Consider the following 20,474-nt stretch of genomic DNA (forward strand, 5'->3'; position numbering starts at 1 on the left):
CTAGATTCCATAAAAACTCACATTTTCGTTAATTATTTTGTAATTGGACAATAATCCAAACCTACTTCCAAAATTTAAATTATTTTTAGTTCTTTGAAAGATTACAAAAGCAGCCTGAAATATGATTAAAAATTTACTCGCGAAAGTGTTATTTACATTTTTACTTATTGGATGTTTCCATACTACGGAGGCACAAATATTTAAAAAGAAAAAATCCGAAACATCCGACACCAAGGAAAAATCCAAAAAAGGAGAAATAGAATCCTACGAAAAGGTAATCACCAAAGAAGCAAAGACGGACAAAGGCCTTTTTGATGTACATATAGTTGATGACAATCATTTCTATGAAATACCGGACTCCCTATTTAACAAGGAAATGCTAATGGTCAGTAGAATTGCCAAAACAGCTACAGGCATTGGCTTCGGAGGGGGAAAAATAAACACCAAGGTCCTTAGATGGGAAAAATTACCAAAAAAGGTCTTACTTAGAGTAGTAAGCTATGATATTGTGGCTGCGGATTCACTACCGGTAAGTGAAGCCGTGGTAAATTCCAATTTTGAACCCGTACTGTATTCATTCAATATAAAGGCTTTTAAAAAAGACAGCCTGAATCCCGCTACGGTAATCCAGGTAAACGATCTATTTGAAAAAGATGTAAATGCCCTGGGCATGCCAGATTATTATAGGAAAGAATACAAGGTGTCGCGTTTGGATGAATCCAGAAGTTATATCAGTTCCTTAAAAAGTTACCCCTTGAATATCGAGGCAAGACATGTAAAGACCTATGTGGCAGGCAATCCTCCTTCCAATGGAAGTTTGGGATCCATTTCTATTGAAATAAATAATTCCATAATTTTACTGCCGGAGGAACCCATGAAACGGAGATATTTTGATAAGCGTGTGGGTTGGTTTGCCCGTGGCCAGGTAGATTATGGCTTGAATGCACAGGAAAGTAAGACCGTGCGTTTTCTTGATCGTTGGCGACTTGAGGTGAAGGAAGAGGATATAGAAAAATTTAAAAATGGAGAACTTGTAGAGCCTAAAAAACCCATTGTCTATTATGTTGACCGGGCTACGCCCAAAAGTTGGGTGCCCTTTATAAAACAGGGAATTGAGGATTGGCAGGTGGCTTTTGAAGCTGCCGGCTTTAAAAATGCTATTTTGGCCAAAGATCCCCCCACCCCGGAAGAAGACCCTGAATGGTCCCCTGAGGATGTGCGTTATTCTGTAGTCCGCTATCTGGCATCACCAATTCCCAATGCCAACGGACCACATGTAAGCGACCCAAGGACCGGTGAAATATTGGAATCCGATATTAACTGGTACCACAATGTAATGACCCTGTTAAGAAATTGGTTTTTTGTACAAACGGCTGCCATTAACCCCGATGCCAGGGGCGTTGCTTTTAAAGAAGAGGTTATGGGCCGCTTAATCCGATTTGTGTCCTCGCACGAAGTTGGACATACGTTGGGACTGCCCCACAATATGGGAAGTAGTATAGCCTATCCTGTTGATTCGCTCCGCTCTGCTTCCTTTACCCAAAAATATGGTACGGCACCCTCCATAATGGACTATGCCAGATTTAACTATATTGCCCAACCCGGAGATGAGGGTGTGGCCCTAATGCCAGAGATTGGGGTCTATGACAAATACGCCATTGGTTGGGGATATCGCCCCATATTGGACAAATCCGACAAGGAGGAAAAGGAGATTCTGGATAGCTGGATCCTAAAACATTCGGGCGACCCACTATACCGCTTTGGCCACCAGCAGGTAGGCGATGTTGTTGATCCAAGTTCCCAAACCGAGGATTTGGGGGACGATGCCATAAAAGCTAGTGCCTATGGTATTGAAAATTTGAAAAGAATAACTCCAAAACTCATTGAATGGACCGCGGAAAAAGGCAAGGATTACGATGATCTAAGCACCATGTACGGGCAGGTAATTGCACAATTTAACAGGTACATGGGCCATGTCAGCAATAATATTGGTGGTGTTTATGAACAGTATAAGACCTATGATCAGGAAGGAGCTGTATATACTCCCGTAGATAGGGAGCATCAAAAAAATTGTTTGCTATTTGTGCAGGAACAATTATTTCAAACCCCTCATTGGTTGATCGTCCCAAACATATTTAATAAAATAGAGTATTCGGGTTCCGTGGAGCGCATAAGAAACCTACAAGTTAGAACGCTGGACAATATTTTGAGTCTGGGCAAATTGGCCAGATTGATTGAGAACGAAACTGCTAATGGCAAAGACGCATATTCCATACTGGAAATGATGGGTGACTTAAGAAAAGGGTTATGGTCCGAAACACGAAATGGGAGAACAATTGATACCTATAGAAGAAATCTTCAAAAAGCGCACATAGAAAGATTGGCCTATCTGATGACCACTGAAGATAATTCCAAAAAAGGAAATTCGGGTGGATATCAAAAATCCACCCCGATCAATACCAGTCAATCCGATATACGCTCCATTGCAAGAGCGGAATTGAATATTCTTAGAAAAGACCTAAAAAGTGCAATCAATAGAACAACGGACCCTATGAGCAAGTATCATTTACAGGATGCCGTGGAACAGATAGAACTCATTTTAAACCCCAACAGTTAGATTCATCATAAATTGAGGGCTACCATTAATATTATGAATATCAACTTTGTATATAAATGAAAAGGGCTATCTTTCTCCATAGCCCTTTATAAATACCTAAATTCCTGATTTTTCCGTTGAATGGACACCTTTTAACGATAAAATGTAAAATTTAACAATATTTATTTCCTAGCATTTAATATTTTTCCTACTTTGAGACCATTATTAACACCCCCCAAATTATGTCTTATAAAATTAAAAGCTTATTATATTTTGTTGGTTTTTTAGCCTCGGCTGTGCTTTACTATGCCTTGGAGCCTGAATATAACAATAATACCAATCGGGATTCAGCTGAAGTTATACATCTACAGGCCGATGATCTGGATATTGACACTAAGGTTGCCAAACTGGAGAACATTCAAGAATAGCCCCGCTTATTCCTTATTGGCATATTCCTGACCACATTAAATGATATTTTTACAACAATTATAAAAGGGTTTCACAACATTCATCATTTTTGAGACAATAGATTATATATCTTAGAGGTGTTATAAAAAACCCCAAATCTATGTCCTACAAAATAAAAAGTCTTCTATATTTTATTTGTTTTTTGGTGTCCGCCTTGGTTTACAATAAACTATCGGACAACACCGAGGTAAAAAAAGACGTAATCTCAACTGAAAAATCAACGGTTACCAATGAAGCTTTGGCCGATAATTCGGAAAATCAATTCATAAACGTACAATAATAAAAATCCAATAACCTATTTTCAAAAAGGGCATAAACCAAGGTTTATGCCCTTTTTTTTATTGACTATTACAGCGGTAACCAATCCATTGGGATTAATAATTCTCCTCGCTATAACAACTTTACTCCCCATACCCACAAAGGCCATCTGTTAAAATTGCCCTAAAAAAAACTTTCCCATTAAACCAATCCGTTAATGTCATGTCCTATATACATAACAGAAAATATTAAACAGATGAAAAAATTAGTTGTATTAATTGTATTAATGGCAGGCATAACTGCCATAGCACAAAAACCTGAGCGCAATAGAGGAGACAGAAACCATATGAAGGATATGACTCCTGAACAAATTGCCACCTTGCAAACGAAGCAGATGACCTTGGCCTTAGACCTTACAGATGCCCAACAAAAGGAAATTCAAAGTCTAAACCTGGAAAATGCATTGAAGCGTTCAGAGAAAAAGAAGGAAATGAAGGCTAGAAAGGACAGCGGTGAGACGAAGAAATTAACTTCTGAAGAACGATACGCTATGAAAACCGCCATGCTGGATCATCAAATTGCCCAGAAAGAAAAGATGAAAAAAATATTGGATAAGGAGCAATATGAGAAATGGGAGAAAATGAAAAAAAACCGCGAAGGCCATAGAAAGGGAAGGGGAATGAAAGACGATACTAGGAGGTCCGGAAGAAAATAAAATTTATTATCTTCTAAAATACAGAAGGCTAAATAAGCAAAATGGTGCTTATTTAGCCTTCTTACTTTTGTAGATCAATGTAAGTCATTGACTATATTGGATAGTGCAGCGATGGTCTCATCCAAATCTTCATAACTGAGGGCATCGTTTAAAAAGTAACTCTCAAAGGCACTTGGCGGCAGATAAATCCCCTGGTTTAGCATACCGTGGAAATACTTCTTAAAAACGGCATTGTTTCCTTTGGCCGAAGATTCAAAATCTACCACTGGTTCTTCCGTAAAATGGATTGAGATCATGGAACCAAACCTGTTCATCTGAAAAGGAACATTATTATCGTTCAATACCTGTGCCATTCCTTCCCCCAAGTATTTGGTCTTATCGGCCAAACTTCTAAAAACTTCCGGATTATTGTTCAATTCGGTCAACATGGCCAGTCCGGCACTCATTGCCAAGGGGTTACCGCTTAAGGTTCCCGCCTGGTACACAGGACCATCCGGAGCTAAATGCCCCATAATCTCCTCTCTGGCCGCAAAAGCCCCAACAGGCAATCCTCCTCCAATTACCTTTCCGAAAGTCACAATATCGGCATCTACAGCCAATACTTCCTGTGCACCCCCTTTGGCCAATCGGAATCCGGTCATAACCTCATCAAATATCAGCAGTATATCCTCTTGATCACAAAGATTGCGCAACCCCTTTATAAAGTTTTCGTCAGGAATAATACAACCCATATTCCCAGCTATAGGCTCAATAATAATAGCAGCAATTTCTCCTTTATTCGCAGTGGTCAGGGCCTTAACACTTTCCAGATTGTTATAGGTCGCCAAAAGGGTATCCTTTGCAGTTCCCTGCGTAACTCCTGGGCTATTGGGACTACCAAAGGTAACCGCACCACTACCCGCCTGAATTAAAAACGAATCGGAATGTCCGTGATAACATCCCGCGAATTTTATTATTTTATCCTTACCTGTAAACCCCCTGGCCAAACGCACGGCACTCATGCAGGCTTCCGTACCACTGTTAACAAAACGGATCTTATCGATATTGGGAACCATGGAAACTGCAAGCTTGGCCAATTGGGTTTCTATTTCCGTTGGCATTCCAAACGATGTTCCCTTTTTTGCTTTCTCAATTACCGCGTCTATTACCGGAGCATAGGCATGACCTAAAATTAACGGCCCCCAGGAGGCAATGTAATCTATTAATCGATTACCGTCCTCATCGTACAAATATGCTCCTTTGGCTTCCTTTACAAAAACAGGATTACCTCCAACGGCCTTAAAGGCCCTAACAGGGGAATTGACTCCTCCAGGAATATAACGCTGTGCCTCGGCAAATAAAGCACTGCTTCTTCTATAAATCATAGATTATCTAATTTTTTCTGATTTTACAGTCAATTTCTGGCCCTCGGCCAAATTGCTATTGTTCATATTGTTCAACTTCATCAATTCCGGGATGGAGACAAAATAGCGCTTGGAAATGGAATATAAGGTATCTCCCTTTTGAACAACATGGATTTTATGTTCGTATTGTTTTGGTTCCTTTTTTACAATACCGCCCGATTTTAAAACGGTCATGTCATATTTATCCAATCCATACCGCTCTATAAGTGCAATCAACTTATGCGGATACTTACGATCCGTTGCATAACCGGCCTCTTTTAATCCATAGGCCCATCCTTTGTAATCATCATGATCCAAATTGAACAAAAACGCATATCTGGCCCTGGTGGATAAGAATATACTGTGGTCCCTAAACGAATACATGGGATGGTTATATTTTCTAAAGCACTCTCCTTTTGCGTCGTCATCATGAAAATCATAATCCCCATCCCATCCTGTATGGCATTTAATTCCGAAATGATTATTGGTTTTGGCACTAAGGACACCTCTACCCGCCCCACTTTCCAATATGCCTTGGGCAAGCGTGATACTCGCTGGTATTCCATATGCCTTCATTTCAAATTGGGCCATTTCCGCAAAGGTTTCTATATATTCTTCCGTGGAATTTACTGTAAATTTCACAAAATTACCATTGTCCTCCGGAAGGGAATAGGCGCCCTCACTTTGTGATTCTCTTAGTGGTTTGGTATCCCTATTGGTTGTGGAAACGGTTGTCCTTGGATTTGGCTTTTTGGCATAAGTGGTTCTCTTTTTAACACCACAACCCACTAGGAACAAACCCAATATTGTTGTAATAGCAATTCTTTTTATCATACTTTTATTAATGGAAGATTCTTCTTTTTTAATACCAAATTCATTCCTGCTATCCCCTGTAGACCACCACTATGTATGGCCAAAATTTTGGTTCCAGGTTTAAAATAATCATTTTTTACAAGATCCAAAATTCCGTACAAAAGCTTTCCCGTATATACCGGATCTGTAGGAATATGGGTCTTTTCCTTAAAATAATTAATAAAGTCTATAAGCGTTTCAGAAACCTTGGCATAACCCCCAAAATGATAATCTGTGTTGATTTCCCAGTTTTCTTTGGTTGTAAAATTACAAATATCTTTTCTTAAAAAATCACCTTTTAGTGAGGGAAACCCTATAATTCTCTGATTACGAAGGGAAGAATTGATAATTCCGGCCAGGGTACCGCCTGTGCCCACACTGGAACATATAACATTAAAAGCCCTATCCTCCTGGCTTAAAATTTCTTCACAACCTTTCACGGCCAACAAATTTGTACCCCCCTCGGGAATTAAATAATTTGGCCCAAATTCCTTGTTTAACACTTCTAAAAATTCCCTATTCGACTTTTCCCTATACGCAGATCTAGAAACAAATTTAAACCCCATCCCGTGTTTATGTGCCTGGGACAGCGTAGGGTTATGCCTCCAGTTTCCACTAAGCTCTTCACCCCTAATTACTCCAATGGTTCTTATTCCGTGTATTCTTCCGGCATAGGCAGTAGCAGCAATATGATTGGAATAAGCACCTCCAAAGGTAAGAATGGTGTCCAAGCCCCTTTGTTTGGCTTCCAAAATATTGTACTTAAGTTTTCGGTATTTATTGCCTGAAATGAACGGATGTATCAGGTCCTCTCTTTTTACGGATAGAGCTACTTGTTTTTCAACTAAAATAGAAAGATCTACTTTTTGATTTATTCCCTGCACGTTGAAGGCTTTTCGGCCCAAAGATATTTAATAAAGCTAAACGGTCTTCTCTCCTGTAGATAATTTAAATTGGATTCATTATCATAGGCCTCACGTTCAAAGCTGATATTTTGGTAAGCTCTATAGGCGTCAAAATAAATTAGAAACCGAATAAGGCCCTCTAGCGAATACAGCAAATAAAAAGGAACTATTAATAATTCCCGTTGTTGTCTTAAATGTATTCTTTCATGATTAAGCAGAGTGGTATCCTTTTTTAAAGAAGCGTTCTTTAAAATAATGAAGGGCCAGAGAGACAGTCCAACGTAATTCTTATAAAACAAATGCTTAAATACTACAATCATTAATTCGGATAAATAACGCGCTCATCAAATATAAGGGGGTACGATCCAAAATATTTTCCATAATCGGCTTACTACGAACAAAATAGGTTAAAGTGCAAAAAGCATGCTAAACTCTGTTAAATAACCCTCACTTAACAGCCCAGCTAAAATTATTTGATAGAAATCCCATAAATTTACATCAATGAAGAAATTTATACCAATTGAGGAAGGGGATTTTTACCTTTCAGAGGAGGGATACAAAGTGTTCACCGAACAATATCATTTAAAAAGGGGGTATTGTTGTGAAAGTGGCTGCAGACATTGTCCTTACGGCTACAACCAAAAAACGAATGCACAGCGCCACAAATAAGGTATTCGGCATGATTTTTGAGTTTGATTATATTGAATATCACAAGTACTAATTCAAATATTAAAGCTATGAAAAAAATTAAATCTTTAGTCGTTCCGGTCTTGGTGCTGCTCTTTGCCAGTTCCTGTACATCGGTACGCGTATTATCGGATTACGATAAAGAAGCAAATTTTAATTCGTTTAAAACCTATGCCTTTTACAAGACTGGTATAGACAAGGCCCAAATATCGGATTTGGATAAAAAGAGAATATTACATGCCATAGATGATGAAATGAGTTCTCGAGGTTTTGTGAAATCTGAAAACCCTGATATTTTATTGAGCATATTTACCAAAGAGAAACAACAGGTAGACGTATACAACAACTATTGGGGTGCGGGTTATTATGGCTGGGGCTGGTCTCCATTCTACTGGGGATCTCCATATTACGGAGGAAACAATGTTAGCACGAGGACAGAAGGCTCTTTATATATTGACATCATCGACGCCAAGAACAAGGAACTGGTTTGGCAAGGAAGGGGCGTTGGCACCTTGAACAACATAAGGAATATGGAAAAGAAAGAGAAAAGGATACAAGAATTCGTTTCTGAAATATTGGAAGCCTATCCTCCTGGATCTGCTTCAAATTAAATATTCTGTAGATAAAACACCCATTGCCTCTAGCATCTTTAGATAATATTTAGCATAAATTACCCTAAAAATCCCCCTTATAGTCAAAAGGGGGTTTTTTATATCCATCCCAAAAATTTCATTGCCCATAGTGTTATCTACCATTAACCCATTTTTCAAGCAACCAATTACTACATCCAACTATATAATAATAGAAGGTCGCCCTTTGCGACCATAGGTGCTTTTTGTATCTTTAATAGGAATAAAACAACATCTATGTCTTTTGAAAGCAACTACATTCTAGATAAGCTTCCCAAGCATTTGAAGCAGTATATAAAACCGCAGAATTATGAGGATTATTCCCCTATAGATCAGGCGGTATGGCGTTACGTAATGCGAAAAAATGTAGATTATTTAAGTAAGGTGGCCCATAAAAGTTATTTGGAAGGGCTAAACAAAACAGGGGTTTCCATAGATTATATCCCCAATATGTACGGAATGAACCGTATTTTGAAAGAAATAGGGTGGGCGGCCGTGGCCGTGGATGGCTTTATTCCCCCTTCCGCCTTTATGGAATTTCAAGCCTACAATGTGTTGGTCATAGCTTCTGATATTCGGCAATTGGAACATATTGAATATACCCCTGCACCCGATATTATACATGAAGGGGCGGGTCACGCCCCCATCATAGCCAATCCCGAATATGCGGAATACCTGCGCAGGTTTGGGGAGATAGGATCCAAGGCCATTTCCAGTGCCAAGGATTACGAACTATACGAAGCCGTAAGACATCTGTCCATTATAAAGGAAGCCGAAGGCACCCCTACAGAAGACATAGACAAGGCCCAAAAGAAAATTGAAGACCTGCAATTGAATATGGGGGAACCCAGTGAAATGGCCCTGATACGAAACCTTCATTGGTGGACCGTGGAATACGGGTTGATCGGCACCGTGGAGCAACCAAAAATTTACGGGGCCGGTTTACTATCCTCTATCGGGGAAAGTGCTTGGTGCATGACGGACAAGGTTAAAAAAATACCCTATTCTTTAGAAGCGGCACATACTTCCTTTGACATTACACAACCGCAGCCCCAATTATTCGTTACTCCGGACTTTGCCTATCTGAACCAGGTGCTGGAGGAATTTGCCAACACCATGTCCTTGAGGCAAGGTGGCCTAAGTGGCTTGGAAAAACTCATAAATTCCAAGGATTTGGGAACAGTGGAACTAAGCACCGGTCTCCAAATATCAGGAAATTTTAAAAGTGTAATTGCCCAAGATGGAAAACCGGTTTATATGCAAACCAAAGGCAATACGGCCCTTGCCTACCGTGAAAAGGAATTGATAGGACACGGCATTAAGCAACATTCAAACGGATTTGGTTCGCCCATTGGAAAATTGAAAGGCATAAATCTCGCCATAGAGGATATGAGCCCCCGCGATTTAAAAGCCTATAATATCTATGAAGGTGAAGTGGTGTCCCTTGAATTTGTAGGTGACATAAAAGTTTCCGGGGAAATTATTACGGGCACCAGAAACCTAAAAGGTGAAATTATACTGATTACCTTGGCAAATTGTACGGTTACCCACAATGAAAAAACACTTTTTCATCGGGACCAAGGCCTTTACCATATGGCTGTAGGCGAGAATATTGTTTCCGTATTCAATGGCCCCGCGGATTTAAAGAGCTTTGACCTAATTACACATAAGGTAACGGACACCACCATAAAATCGGTCAAAACGAACCAAAGGAAACAGTTGGAACAATTATACAAGCAAGTCAGGGAATTCAGGGAAGGTAAAAACGTAACCATCTCTAGAAACAAAATTTTTCAGGAAATAAAAGCCAACCACCCAGAAGATTGGCTGCTTGCTGTAGAATTGTACGAATTGGCAAAAAATAATGACGATGTAAATTTTGCCAAAGAATTGAAATCGTATTTGGAAGCCCTTAAACACCAAAAACCCCAACTTGGCCACCTAATAGATGACGGTCTGGAATTGGTTGACAAAAGTTTGGTAGTATAACCTTGTACCTAATTTTTCATTTGGATTCCCTATATTTATGCCCCTACCCTTAATAGATCTGAAATGAAGCTTTTAACTTGTTTTGTGTGTTCCCTTTTTGTTTTATCCATGTATACAGCGCAATCCCAAACCAATTATGACGAAAGTATGGTCCCTTCCTTTGAGATCCCGGATCCGTTACTAACCTTTAATGGGGAAAAAATAAAATCGGTTAAAGAATGGGAAAAAATAAGACGCCCGGAGCTACTTCAATTTTTTGAAAACAACGTTTACGACAAGATTCCAAAATCCCTTAAGATAGATTCCTATACCATTTTAGAACAGGACGACAACGCCTTAAACGGAAAAGCCAAGCGCAAGCAAGTAGAACTTACTTTTAAGAACAATGGTAAAACCTTACGTTATACCATTTTGATTTATCTCCCGAAGAATAATGTAAAGGCTCCTGTTTTTTTGGGTTATAATTTTTATGGCAATCACACCATCACAGAGGATAAAGCTGTAATAATTTCATCGGCTTGGGCCAATAACAATGAATCATTCGGAATTGAAAACAATACCTTGACCGAGGAGTCCCGAGGCAAAAGAACACATCGTTGGGCAGTAGATAAGATATTGGATGCCGGTTATGGCCTAGCTACCATATACTATGGTGAAGTGGATCCTGATAGAAATGATTTCTCGGACGGGGTACATAGTTTATTGTACCAAAAATCCCAAAATCAACCTAAACCTGCTGAATGGGGCAGTATTGCGGCTTGGAGTTGGGGCATGGCAAGGGCATTGGACTATTTTGAAAAAGACCATGATATAGACGCTTCCAAAGTAATTTCCTTCGGCCATTCGCGATTGGGCAAAACATCGCTTTGGGCAGGCGCTACGGACCAAAGGTTTGCCGGGGTAATTTCCAACAACTCAGGCTGTGGGGGTGCCACTCTTTCCAAACGCAAATTTGGAGAGACCTTAGCGGTCATAAATGAAAGGTTTCCACACTGGTTTTGTGACAATTTTAACCAGTACGGCAACAATGAAGAGGTCTTGCCCATAGACCAACACCAACTTTTATCGCTTATTGCACCAAGGCCGCTCTATGTAGCCAGTGCAGAAGGTGACCAATGGGCCGACCCCAGGGGCGAATTCCTTTCCGCACATTATGTAACACAAGTTTACAACCTATACGGCAAAAAAGGAATAGAAACCATGGAAATGCCCAAGGTAAACGAACCCATCCATAATACCGTCTCCTACCACATCCGCACCGGCAAGCACGATGTTACCGACTACGATTGGGACAACTATATTAAGTGGGCCAATGTCTTTGTAAAGTAAGGGAGGAGTTGCCCATATGGGCAGTTTTTTAATCCAGCAACTTTAATTCTTCAAAATTTTGGATGTTCCTATCCCCATAGGTCAGTGTCCAACCCATGGAATTGGTAAGTACCAAAAATTTGGACAGCTCACTTAGAAGTCGGTTCTGGGCATTGGACTTTAAGGTTGAGGCCTCAATTTTTTTCAGGAGGGACGCATTAACATTCCGTTTAATTTTGTTGTAATCCTCTGCATTGAACTGGTTTAAATAATCCGAAGTAACATCATAATATTCAAAATCGGGGTTTATCTTAATTTCCGGTTCCGGGATACTTATTATCCGTAGGGTCTTGGTTGTCTCGTCGATGTCAAATTTTATTAGACTTAGGTCATAGGCTACGGTCACCTCGGCATTGACCACCACCAATGCTTTTTTATCGGCAGTAATCAAAGCACCAAATAATTGCTGGGAATCTTTATAATTATACACTTCGGCAAAGTGTCCTTCGGTAACGATCAATTTGGAAACGTTATTGATCTGTTCCTGAATAAGCATTGAATTCTCCTTTAAAATGGATTTCTTTTCTTTCTCCTCCGAACAGGAACGAAAAATTAAAACAATAGCCAACGTAAATATAACACCAACAAAAAACCTTTTCATATCATTAAATATATGTTATAATCAAGAATTATAATGCTAATTTTTAAATAAGATTATTGCGTTTTGCTTTTTCTACCGCTTCCAATTTATTATGCACTTGAAGTTTTACATATATGTTTTCTATGTGCTTTCGAACGGTACTGGGTGATAAAAAAAGATTTTCTGCAATTTTAGTATAACTAAGGCCTTTGCCCAATTGCTCCAAAACTTCCACCTCACGGTTTGTCAGGAAGACTTCTTCCTGGGTCGCAATATTTTGCAAAGCTATTGGGTTTCTAAGTAATTTAAGGGTTCTTAGTGCTACTGAAGGAGTCATGGCCGCTCCTCCATTTAATGTGTCCAAAATTCCTTTGTATAAGGTATCTGGGTCAACATCTTTTAGCAAATACCCATCAGCCCCTACTTTTATAGCATTAAAAATATTCTCATCATTATCAAAAACCGTCAGCATAACAATTTTAATCTGGGGGTATCTCGTCTTTATTCTTTCGGTAGTCTCAATACCACCTAAAATAGGCATTTCTATATCCATCAAGATCAGATCCAAATGGGGATTTTCTTCCAGTTTTTCCAAGCATTGCAATCCGTTGACCGCTTTCCATTTCACCACTATAGCCTCAAAAAAAGCAAGCTTATCCTCTACTGCTTTTAACAGAAAAGAACTATCATCTACAATAGCTATTTTAATTTTAATTTTCATTTTCTAATCTCTAACAGGTATATTAAAAACAATTGAAGTTCCTTGGCCCAACATTGAAGTCAATTTTAATTCACTATTTAAATCCTTAGCTCTTTTTTGCATATTGGACAGGCCATTGCCCAACGTAACTTCGGAAAGTTCAAAACCTACGCCATTATCGGTTACTTCTACATGAAAATAATCCATTGTTTTATGAATGCTGACCTCCATAGTATGTTCTAATTCTTCACTATTTGCAAAAGCGTATTTTAGGGCGTTATTAACAGCCTCTTGAATGATTCGGTATAGATTTACCCCTTCTTCGGCAGTAAAGGAATAGGTTGGGTCTATATCCGAATCTACCGTAAAATTAAATTTTATATGTTCTGATGCTCTGGTTACGGTTGCCATAAAGATGTTCAACCGATATTGTAAGTCATCAAAAGTGATGTTCTCTTTGTTCATTGCCCAGATCGTATCGCGCAATTCATTAATCGTGGTTTTGGTGAACATCCCAATTTCACTTAATTTGTTTTTTATTTTATCCTCTCCAGCGGTTAAACCATACTTTAAGGTATCTATTGATGAGATAATAAAGGTTAATTGACTGCCAATATTATCATGTAAGTCCCTTGATATTCTCAACCTTTGATCCTGTAATCTATTTTGGGTCTCTATATGAACCAAAGCTGTTTTTAATTCGTTTTCCTTTAATAATTGCCTGTTCTTCAATCGCTGTTGCCCGTAAAAAAGATAACCAATCAATCCCAATAAAAAAGCCAAGGAAAGTAGACCATAAATTAGATTGTTCTTTTTGTCGATCTCTATTTTGTTTTGTGTCAATTGCAATTGCTGTTCAGACAATTCCTTCTCTTTCTTTTCTGCCTGATATTTTGCCTCCAACTCAAACATTGCCTTGGTTTTGGCAATCTGAAACAAACTATCTTTTTTATTAATAAACGCTTGACTAGTGGTATAGGCCAGATCACTATCCCCTTTATCATAATAGGCTTCCGATAGTAATTGTAGTGCATTGACCTCGAATTCTTTAAAATCCTTCTGTCGGGCTACTTCCAAAGCATTATCCAATTGAGCCATTGCAACATCATATCTTTTAAAACCCAATTGGTTTTTGGCAAAACCTATCCTAGTATTGGTTAGTTCATATTCATTATTATCTGAAGTAAACATATCCATAGCCTCCAAATAGGTTTTTTCGGCTTTCCCATGTTGGCCCAAACTATCTTCCGCTACGGCAACATTATTCAACATATACGGCACATATCTATGGTATCCTAATTTTTTATATCCTTCGGCAGCATCAAGTGCATAACTTATAGCGTTGTCAAATTTTTTTAAACGCAGCATTACCGAACCTATATTCCCGGTAGTAACCGTAATCCCAAATGTATTCTTACTTTTCTTATATAATTCAAGTGCTTGTTGGTAATAGTCCAACACCATAGCATATTCTCCCTGCTTTTTATAAACGATGCCAATATTGCTCAATACCATTGGCAGTAGGTCCGGATCAGTAGTATTATTTCCATAAATCCTCAACGCCTTAAAATAATGCCCAAGTGAAGTTTTAAAATTTCCCCGCTCATCCTCTATAATCCCTAAATTATTATAGGTATCGGCCAAGCCAATACTATCTGCCTTTAAATAATTGATAGAAAGACTTTTGGAGTGGAAATAAATGGCACTATCGTAATCTGCTTTGGCCTGATAAGCACTGGCCATAGAATTATACACAGATGCATAAAGTTTATCTTGTTTCGTTTTTTTTGCTTCCGATAGCGCCGCCTTTGCATAAACCAAAGCACTATCCAATTGTATGTTTCTATATTGCCAGGAAATCTCGTTTAAAGTGCCAACCAGGAGTTCTCCATTTTGAGTTTTTGAAACCCCTAAAAGGCTGTCCAGCTTTTTTTGCTGAGCATAACATTTTAATATCGTTAGAACTGCTAACAAAAAAATTAGACCTTGCCTTTTCATTAGTACAATTATCGTGAAAATTTCTAATTTATACTATACTTTGATCTAGCAATGATTCTTTTAAATTATACGTTATAAAACTATAGCTATTTAATCCATTTTCCCTGGCGGCAGAAGCAACACGATGGTTCTCTATACATTCCTGATAATATCCTACAAGATCTCTATGGGCATTGTCCAGTGCATTGTTTTTATTTTTAAAATACAACATTACACCAAAAGCGATGGCCAAGGTAGCAAGAACTATCAAAATTGAAATAGGCATACTTTCGGCTTTAAATACAGAACCCATCCTGACTATTTTGAATGAAGAAAAAATGTCAGGACGGGTGCAAACTTTTCAAACTATTTATTAAGGTATGAAGGCCAAGAAAGCCAAATTATCTTGAGCATTAAATAGGGCTACAATTAGGACCTTTTCCTGAGATAGCCCCCAATCAATAATTATGATTACTTGCCAAGTATTTCGCTGGTATGATATTCAAGTAGTTTTTTACCTGCCAAATATATTCCTTCTGCATATTTGCCTCCATCAGGCTGGAGCCATTTGGTGGTTTCGCTATAATTATCACCTCGAATAGAAACTATCGGATTCAGTAATGTAGCCGTTGCCTGGGTTTGAGTGGAATAGGCGGCAATCTTTTCTTTCTTCATAACGCCATCAATTTCCAAATCAGATTTCATACTTCCTAAGTATTGAGATTCTGGACTCCCACCAATTTTCAATTTTCCACGTGTAAAATTCACATAACTGGAAAGTCCGACCGCTTGTTTGGATTTGTCGAACATGCTTGTTAATCCTGCTGAAGTTTTTTCATCCGTTACGGTATAGGTATCGGCCAATCTATAATCCACAAAAAGCTTTACTTTGGCCTGATTGCCTATATTCCAATCTGTCCCCAAGGAAGAAAAAACATAAACCAATGAAACATCGGCTATTAAGGCATCATCCAATTCACTGGACAAATTTTGAGCTGTTTTATCAAATCCTCCCAATTTGGAAGAGAATGCATTTCTATCTTTATAATAATAAGAGTAATCTGTAGGTACAACCGCAATAATCCCTGTCATATCGGTTTCAAAAAGCATTGGACCAACAGCCTTTTCCCAGCCCTTATAGGTGTCGGTTTTACCGGCTTCTTCACTTGTTATTAGCTCATATCCCTTATTTTTAAAATCCGCTATAAACTCAGTATATAATTGATCCGCTTTTGCCTGAATGGCCTCTTTGTCCAAAGACGCCAATCCAACGGCCGCTTTTGCTTTGGAAGCGTTTTTAATACTTCGCCCAAATCCACCGGCTTTTTTTTCATCGACCGCCTCCTTATAAATTTCAAAATTTATAGTAAAGCTCGAGATATAGATTTTCTTTGGTCCATCACCAATTTTATTGGATTTAAAACCATCATCTTTTGGTTTAAATTCACCCAATTGTTGTGCTTGCACAGCGGTTATAACAAAAAGAAAAATCGTAAGGTGTAAAAAGTTAAATTTTGATTTCATGAAGTTTAAGGTTTAAATTATTTGCCTCAAAACTCCAATAAAACAGAATACAAAACCATAGGGCAATTGCCTTATTTTAGTCAGAATTTCATAAAAGGATACTGCTCTTGAAGCAAAATCATCCTTTCTTTAAGATGTCGTAGAAATTTTTGATGCTTTTCCGATTCTAGATTAAAAGGGCGGTGATTTAATCCTTTTTGAATAGCGGCCACTTCATCCATAGTCTTATAGGAAGTATCGGACATCCAACTCTTTTTAAATTTTTCCCAGATATAGTTAATCGCCAGATCATTGGGATGTACCATATCCGTTTCATAAAACCGATAATCCCTAAGTTCATCCATCATTAGTTCATAACTCGGGAAATACAAGGCATTCCCTGCTTTTATTATTTGGTGAACCGCGCTAATCAAATGTGCCTTACTTTGTTGATTTTCTACAAAACCATCCTTTAAGTGTCGCACCGGGGAAACCGTAAAAACAATCTTGGCCAAGGAATTTATGGACCGAATTTGATGTACAATTGCCTCTAGACTATGATTGATTTTTTCTATTGAGAGTAGTTGTTTCTGAAAGGCCATCTGAGGAACCTTATGGCAATTGGCCACTTCCTTTCCACTCTCCTTCAATTGATAGGTCCAAGCCGTCCCTAAAGTTACAAAGATATGGGAAGCCTTGGCTATCCATAATTTGGTTTCCAATAAACCCGAGTTTAGGCTACCGAGCAATTCTTCCTTTGTAACAGAGGACAAATCCGAATGCGCATCATAACACTGCCAGCGCTCATTTAAAAAAAAAACCTCCTCCCCTAGGTAATGTTTCTGATGAATGGCCCTGGAAATCAAGTTTTCAATAGCCAAAGGGTGAAATAAAATTCCAAAAGGATTTTGTAGTGTTTGGAATTTATAGAAAGCCAGCTTGTCTCCTATATTGTTGGCAAAACAGGACCCAAGTACTATAAGCCGACTAGCATAATCAATTTGATTTTCAGCTTGTTTTAAAGGTACCTGTGTTTGAAGTTTCATGTATCAATTTTAAGCATTACCTTCCTTAAGCAACCCTAAAGCCTCCTTTAGATTTCACAATTATTCGGATTCTGACTACTGTTTTATTCTATATAAGCCTTAGCTTTCTGGAGCACCTCTTCAATTCCTGCTGGATTTTTACCTCCGGCCGTAGCAAAAAACGGTTGGCCGCCCCCGCCTCCTTGAATATACTTTCCTAGCTCCCGCACAATGGTTCCGGCATTCAATTTCCTCTCTTCTACCAGTTCTTTGGAGATATAGCAGGACAAAAGTGCTTTTCCTGCGCTCTCCGCAGCGAAAAGTAAAAATAGATCCTTTCTATTCTGACCCATCTCAAAGGAGATATCCTTTATTCCCGAGGCATCCAAATCCACCTTCTTGGCCAAGAATTGAATTCCGTTTACTTCTGTAAGGGCATTGAGCAAATCGCCCTTCAAATTTTTGGCTTTGTCCTTCAAGAGGATTTCCACTTCTTTTTTCAACCTTAAATTTTCCTCTTGCAAAGCCTTTAACGCCTTTACGGGTTCCTGGGGATTGTTCAAAAGCTCCTTAATTTCCAACAGGGTATTATTACTTTCGGCATAGAAGTCCTTTACCGCATCCGAGGTTATGGCTTCTATTCTTCTTATGCCCGCGGCAACTGCGCCTTCCGACCTAATCTTAAAATGCCAGATATCGGCCGTATTCCGCACGTGGGTACCCCCGCATAGTTCTATGGATTGCCCAAATCGAATGGTTCTGACCGCATCCCCATATTTTTCTCCGAAAAGGGCCATAGCCCCCTGCTCCAAGGCCTTTTCCATAGGCACGTTGCGCTGTTCCTCCAGCGGAAGTCCATTACTAATACGCGCATTCACAAAACTTTCTATTGCCGACAATTCATCCGTACTAAGCTTGGCAAAATGGGAAAAATCGAAGCGCAGGTATTTGGAATGCACGGCCGAACCTTTTTGTTCCACATGTGTCCCCAAAATTTCACGTAGGGCCTGGTGCAATAAATGCGTAGCTGTATGGTTACATTCGGTTCTTTTGCGCTGCTTTGCATCTACTACAGCCTTGAATTTATCCGTAGTGTCCTTGGGTAAATTTTTCGCAATATGAACAATCTCATTATTTTCTTTTTTGGTATCCAAGATATATACCACATCCCCATTGGGGGCTTCCAAATACCCCTTGTCCCCAACCTGTCCCCCTCCTTCGGGATAAAATGGGGTTAGGTTGAACACAATCTGATACTGCTTTCCTTCCTTTTTGGATGTTACCTTTCTATACTTTACAATCTTTACCGTGGTTTCCAAATGGTCATAACCCACAAATTCCTGCTGCGGATCATCGGCAAGAACAACCCAATCCTCTTTGGACACTTCAGATGCCGATCTGGAACGATCCTTTTGCTCCTTCATGGCCGTTTCGAAACCTTTTTCATCCAGATCATAGCCTCTTTCACTTAAAATTAGGGCTGTTAAATCTATGGGGAATCCGAAAGTATCGTAAAGCTCGAACGCTTTTCTACCGTCTATTTTTTTGTCTTTGTTTTCGGCAACAATATTGTCCAACAATAATAATCCTTGGTCCAACGTCTTTAAAAAGGAATGTTCCTCTTCCTTCACCACATTTTCTATTAACTGGCGCTGATCCTTAAGTTCGGGAAAGGATTTTCCCATGGTATCCGAAAGTACCTTTACCAATTGGAACATAAATGGTTCTTTGGTGTTCAAAAAGGTAAATCCGTAACGTATGGCCCTTCTTAAGATTCTCCTAATTACATAGCCTGCGCCGGTATTACTGGGCAACTGTCCGTCTGCAATGGAAAAGGAAACCGCCCTAATATGATCGGCAATTACCCTTATGGCAATATTAATTTCTTCATCCTTACCATATTTGGAATTGGTGATGGTCTCTATCTCCCTGATGATGGGCGTAAACACATCCGTATCGTAATTGGATTGCACTCCCTGCATTACCATGCACAAACGCTCAAAGCCCATTCCTGTATCCACATGTCTGGCGGGTAAGGCTTCCAATTGTCCGTTGGCCTTCCTATTGTACTGCATAAAAACCAAGTTCCATATCTCCACTACTTGCGGGTGATCTTGATTGACAAGAACTGCTCCGGATATTTTAGCCTTTTCCTCGGCAGAACGGATATCCACATGTATTTCCGAACAAGGTCCGCATGGCCCTTGGTCTCCCATTTCCCAGAAATTGTCCTTCTTGTTACCAAATAGAATCCTTTCCTTTGGCACTATTTTACCCCAAAGCTCCAAGGCTTCCGTATCCTGATCAAGTTTATCGGCATCCTTACTTCCTTCAAAAACCGTTACGTAAAGACTATTTTTATCAATTTTGCAAACCTCGGTCAAAAACTCCCATGCCCAAGCAATGGCCTCGGTCTTAAAATATCCACTTGCCGGCCGGGCAGGGTCGCCAAAACTCCAGTTCCCCAACATTTCGAACATAGTATGGTGATAGGTATCCTTTCCAACCTCTTCCAAGTCATTGTGCTTACCACTTACCCTAAGGCATTTTTGGGTATCGGCCACGCGATTGTACTTAGGTACAGAGTTTCCAAGGAAAAACTCCTTAAATTGATTCATGCCCGCATTGGTGAACATTAAAGTTGGATCATCCTTGATGACCATAGGTGCAGAAGGAACAATTTTATGGCTTTTTTCCTTAAAAAATTCTAAAAACTTGGCTCTAATTTCTTGGGATTTCATGTAAATTGGTAAGCTTTTTATATATTTAACGGTTGTTAGAAAACATTTTGCAAAATTGTAAGTTATCTATAAACAAGACCACAAAAATAGGATAAATTA

19 protein-coding genes are annotated in these 20,474 nt (G+C 39.1%); 8 read left to right on the forward strand and 11 right to left on the reverse strand.

All coding sequences use genetic code 11. From position 1 onward, the window contains the following. Positions 1–121: 121 nt before the first annotated feature. The 4 genes from QSE00_RS20545 (at position 122) to QSE00_RS20560 (ending at position 4,037) form a co-directional block, all read left to right on the forward strand. Complete coding sequence (locus QSE00_RS20545; RefSeq protein WP_286107311.1) at positions 122–2,617, forward strand: zinc-dependent metalloprotease; 2,496 nt, start codon at positions 122–124, stop codon at positions 2,615–2,617. Between the two features lie 221 nt (positions 2,618–2,838). Beyond that, a complete protein-coding gene (locus tag QSE00_RS20550; RefSeq protein WP_110358341.1) occupies positions 2,839–3,024 on the forward strand; it encodes a hypothetical protein in 186 nt (61 codons plus the stop codon). A gap of 140 nt (positions 3,025–3,164) precedes the next feature. Further along, positions 3,165–3,344: a hypothetical protein gene (locus tag QSE00_RS20555; RefSeq protein WP_110358340.1), complete on the forward strand. Its 180-nt coding sequence runs from the start codon at positions 3,165–3,167 to the stop codon at positions 3,342–3,344. A gap of 234 nt (positions 3,345–3,578) precedes the next feature. Continuing rightward, entirely contained in the window at positions 3,579–4,037 is a 459-nt protein-coding gene (locus tag QSE00_RS20560) for a hypothetical protein (RefSeq protein ID WP_286107312.1), read from the forward strand. Between the two features lie 74 nt (positions 4,038–4,111). Here the strand turns inward: QSE00_RS20560 and hemL are convergent, their stop codons facing one another. The 4 genes from hemL to QSE00_RS20580 are packed head-to-tail and all read right to left on the reverse strand — an operon-like array spanning position 4,112 to position 7,496. Next, entirely contained in the window at positions 4,112–5,401 is a 1,290-nt protein-coding gene (gene hemL / locus QSE00_RS20565; RefSeq protein ID WP_286107314.1) for a glutamate-1-semialdehyde 2,1-aminomutase, read from the reverse strand. A gap of 3 nt (positions 5,402–5,404) precedes the next feature. Beyond that, the gene (locus tag QSE00_RS20570) at positions 5,405–6,253 is read right to left on the reverse strand and encodes a glucosaminidase domain-containing protein (protein ID WP_110358337.1); all 849 of its coding nucleotides are present in this window, start codon (positions 6,251–6,253) and stop codon (positions 5,405–5,407) included. Then, complete coding sequence (locus QSE00_RS20575; RefSeq protein ID WP_459076853.1) at positions 6,250–7,146, reverse strand: 1-aminocyclopropane-1-carboxylate deaminase/D-cysteine desulfhydrase; 897 nt, start codon at positions 7,144–7,146, stop codon at positions 6,250–6,252. Before QSE00_RS20575 ends, QSE00_RS20570 begins: the two co-directional genes overlap by 4 nt. Continuing rightward, entirely contained in the window at positions 7,143–7,496 is a 354-nt protein-coding gene (locus QSE00_RS20580; protein ID WP_110358335.1) for a hypothetical protein, read from the reverse strand. The genes QSE00_RS20575 and QSE00_RS20580 overlap by 4 nt, the downstream gene beginning before the upstream one ends. Before the next feature lie 181 nt (positions 7,497–7,677). Here QSE00_RS20580 and QSE00_RS20585 point away from each other — a divergent pair, with 181 nt between their 5' ends. The 4 genes from QSE00_RS20585 (at position 7,678) to QSE00_RS20600 (ending at position 11,810) form a co-directional block, all read left to right on the forward strand. Next, positions 7,678–7,845, forward strand: coding sequence for a DUF5522 domain-containing protein (locus QSE00_RS20585; protein WP_286107316.1), 168 nt, complete (start codon positions 7,678–7,680; stop codon positions 7,843–7,845). Between the two features lie 68 nt (positions 7,846–7,913). Further along, positions 7,914–8,474: a DUF4136 domain-containing protein gene (locus QSE00_RS20590; RefSeq protein ID WP_110358334.1), complete on the forward strand. Its 561-nt coding sequence runs from the start codon at positions 7,914–7,916 to the stop codon at positions 8,472–8,474. 255 nt (positions 8,475–8,729) lie between these two features. After that, positions 8,730–10,481 (forward strand): aromatic amino acid hydroxylase, encoded by a 1,752-nt coding sequence (locus QSE00_RS20595; protein WP_286107317.1) that lies wholly within the window; start codon positions 8,730–8,732, stop codon positions 10,479–10,481. 63 nt (positions 10,482–10,544) lie between these two features. Next, positions 10,545–11,810 carry a glucuronyl esterase domain-containing protein gene (locus QSE00_RS20600; RefSeq protein ID WP_286107318.1) on the forward strand — a complete coding sequence of 422 codons (1,266 nt, stop codon included), beginning with the start codon at positions 10,545–10,547 and terminating at the stop codon, positions 11,808–11,810. A 28-nt stretch (positions 11,811–11,838) separates the two neighbouring features. Here QSE00_RS20600 and QSE00_RS20605 read toward each other — a convergent pair whose 3' ends face one another. The 7 genes from QSE00_RS20605 to alaS form a co-directional block, all read right to left on the reverse strand. Then, entirely contained in the window at positions 11,839–12,450 is a 612-nt protein-coding gene (locus QSE00_RS20605; protein ID WP_286107319.1) for a DUF4230 domain-containing protein, read from the reverse strand. Between the two features lie 43 nt (positions 12,451–12,493). Then, positions 12,494–13,144 (reverse strand): response regulator, encoded by a 651-nt coding sequence (locus QSE00_RS20610; RefSeq protein ID WP_286107337.1) that lies wholly within the window; start codon positions 13,142–13,144, stop codon positions 12,494–12,496. Between the two features lie 9 nt (positions 13,145–13,153). After that, positions 13,154–15,127 (reverse strand): tetratricopeptide repeat-containing sensor histidine kinase, encoded by a 1,974-nt coding sequence (locus QSE00_RS20615; RefSeq protein ID WP_286107320.1) that lies wholly within the window; start codon positions 15,125–15,127, stop codon positions 13,154–13,156. Positions 15,128–15,155: 28 nt separating this feature from the next. Continuing rightward, positions 15,156–15,419 (reverse strand): hypothetical protein, encoded by a 264-nt coding sequence (locus tag QSE00_RS20620; protein ID WP_110358330.1) that lies wholly within the window; start codon positions 15,417–15,419, stop codon positions 15,156–15,158. 158 nt (positions 15,420–15,577) lie between these two features. Then, entirely contained in the window at positions 15,578–16,630 is a 1,053-nt protein-coding gene (locus QSE00_RS20625) for a hypothetical protein (protein WP_286107322.1), read from the reverse strand. A gap of 80 nt (positions 16,631–16,710) precedes the next feature. After that, positions 16,711–17,655, reverse strand: coding sequence for a GSCFA domain-containing protein (locus QSE00_RS20630; protein WP_286107323.1), 945 nt, complete (start codon positions 17,653–17,655; stop codon positions 16,711–16,713). A gap of 83 nt (positions 17,656–17,738) precedes the next feature. After that, complete coding sequence (gene alaS, locus QSE00_RS20635; protein WP_286107324.1) at positions 17,739–20,375, reverse strand: alanine--tRNA ligase; 2,637 nt, start codon at positions 20,373–20,375, stop codon at positions 17,739–17,741. Positions 20,376–20,474 lie beyond the last annotated feature (99 nt).

It is taken from the genome of Arenibacter flavimaris (assembly GCF_030291335.1).
In the GTDB taxonomy this organism is placed as follows: domain Bacteria; phylum Bacteroidota; class Bacteroidia; order Flavobacteriales; family Flavobacteriaceae; genus Arenibacter.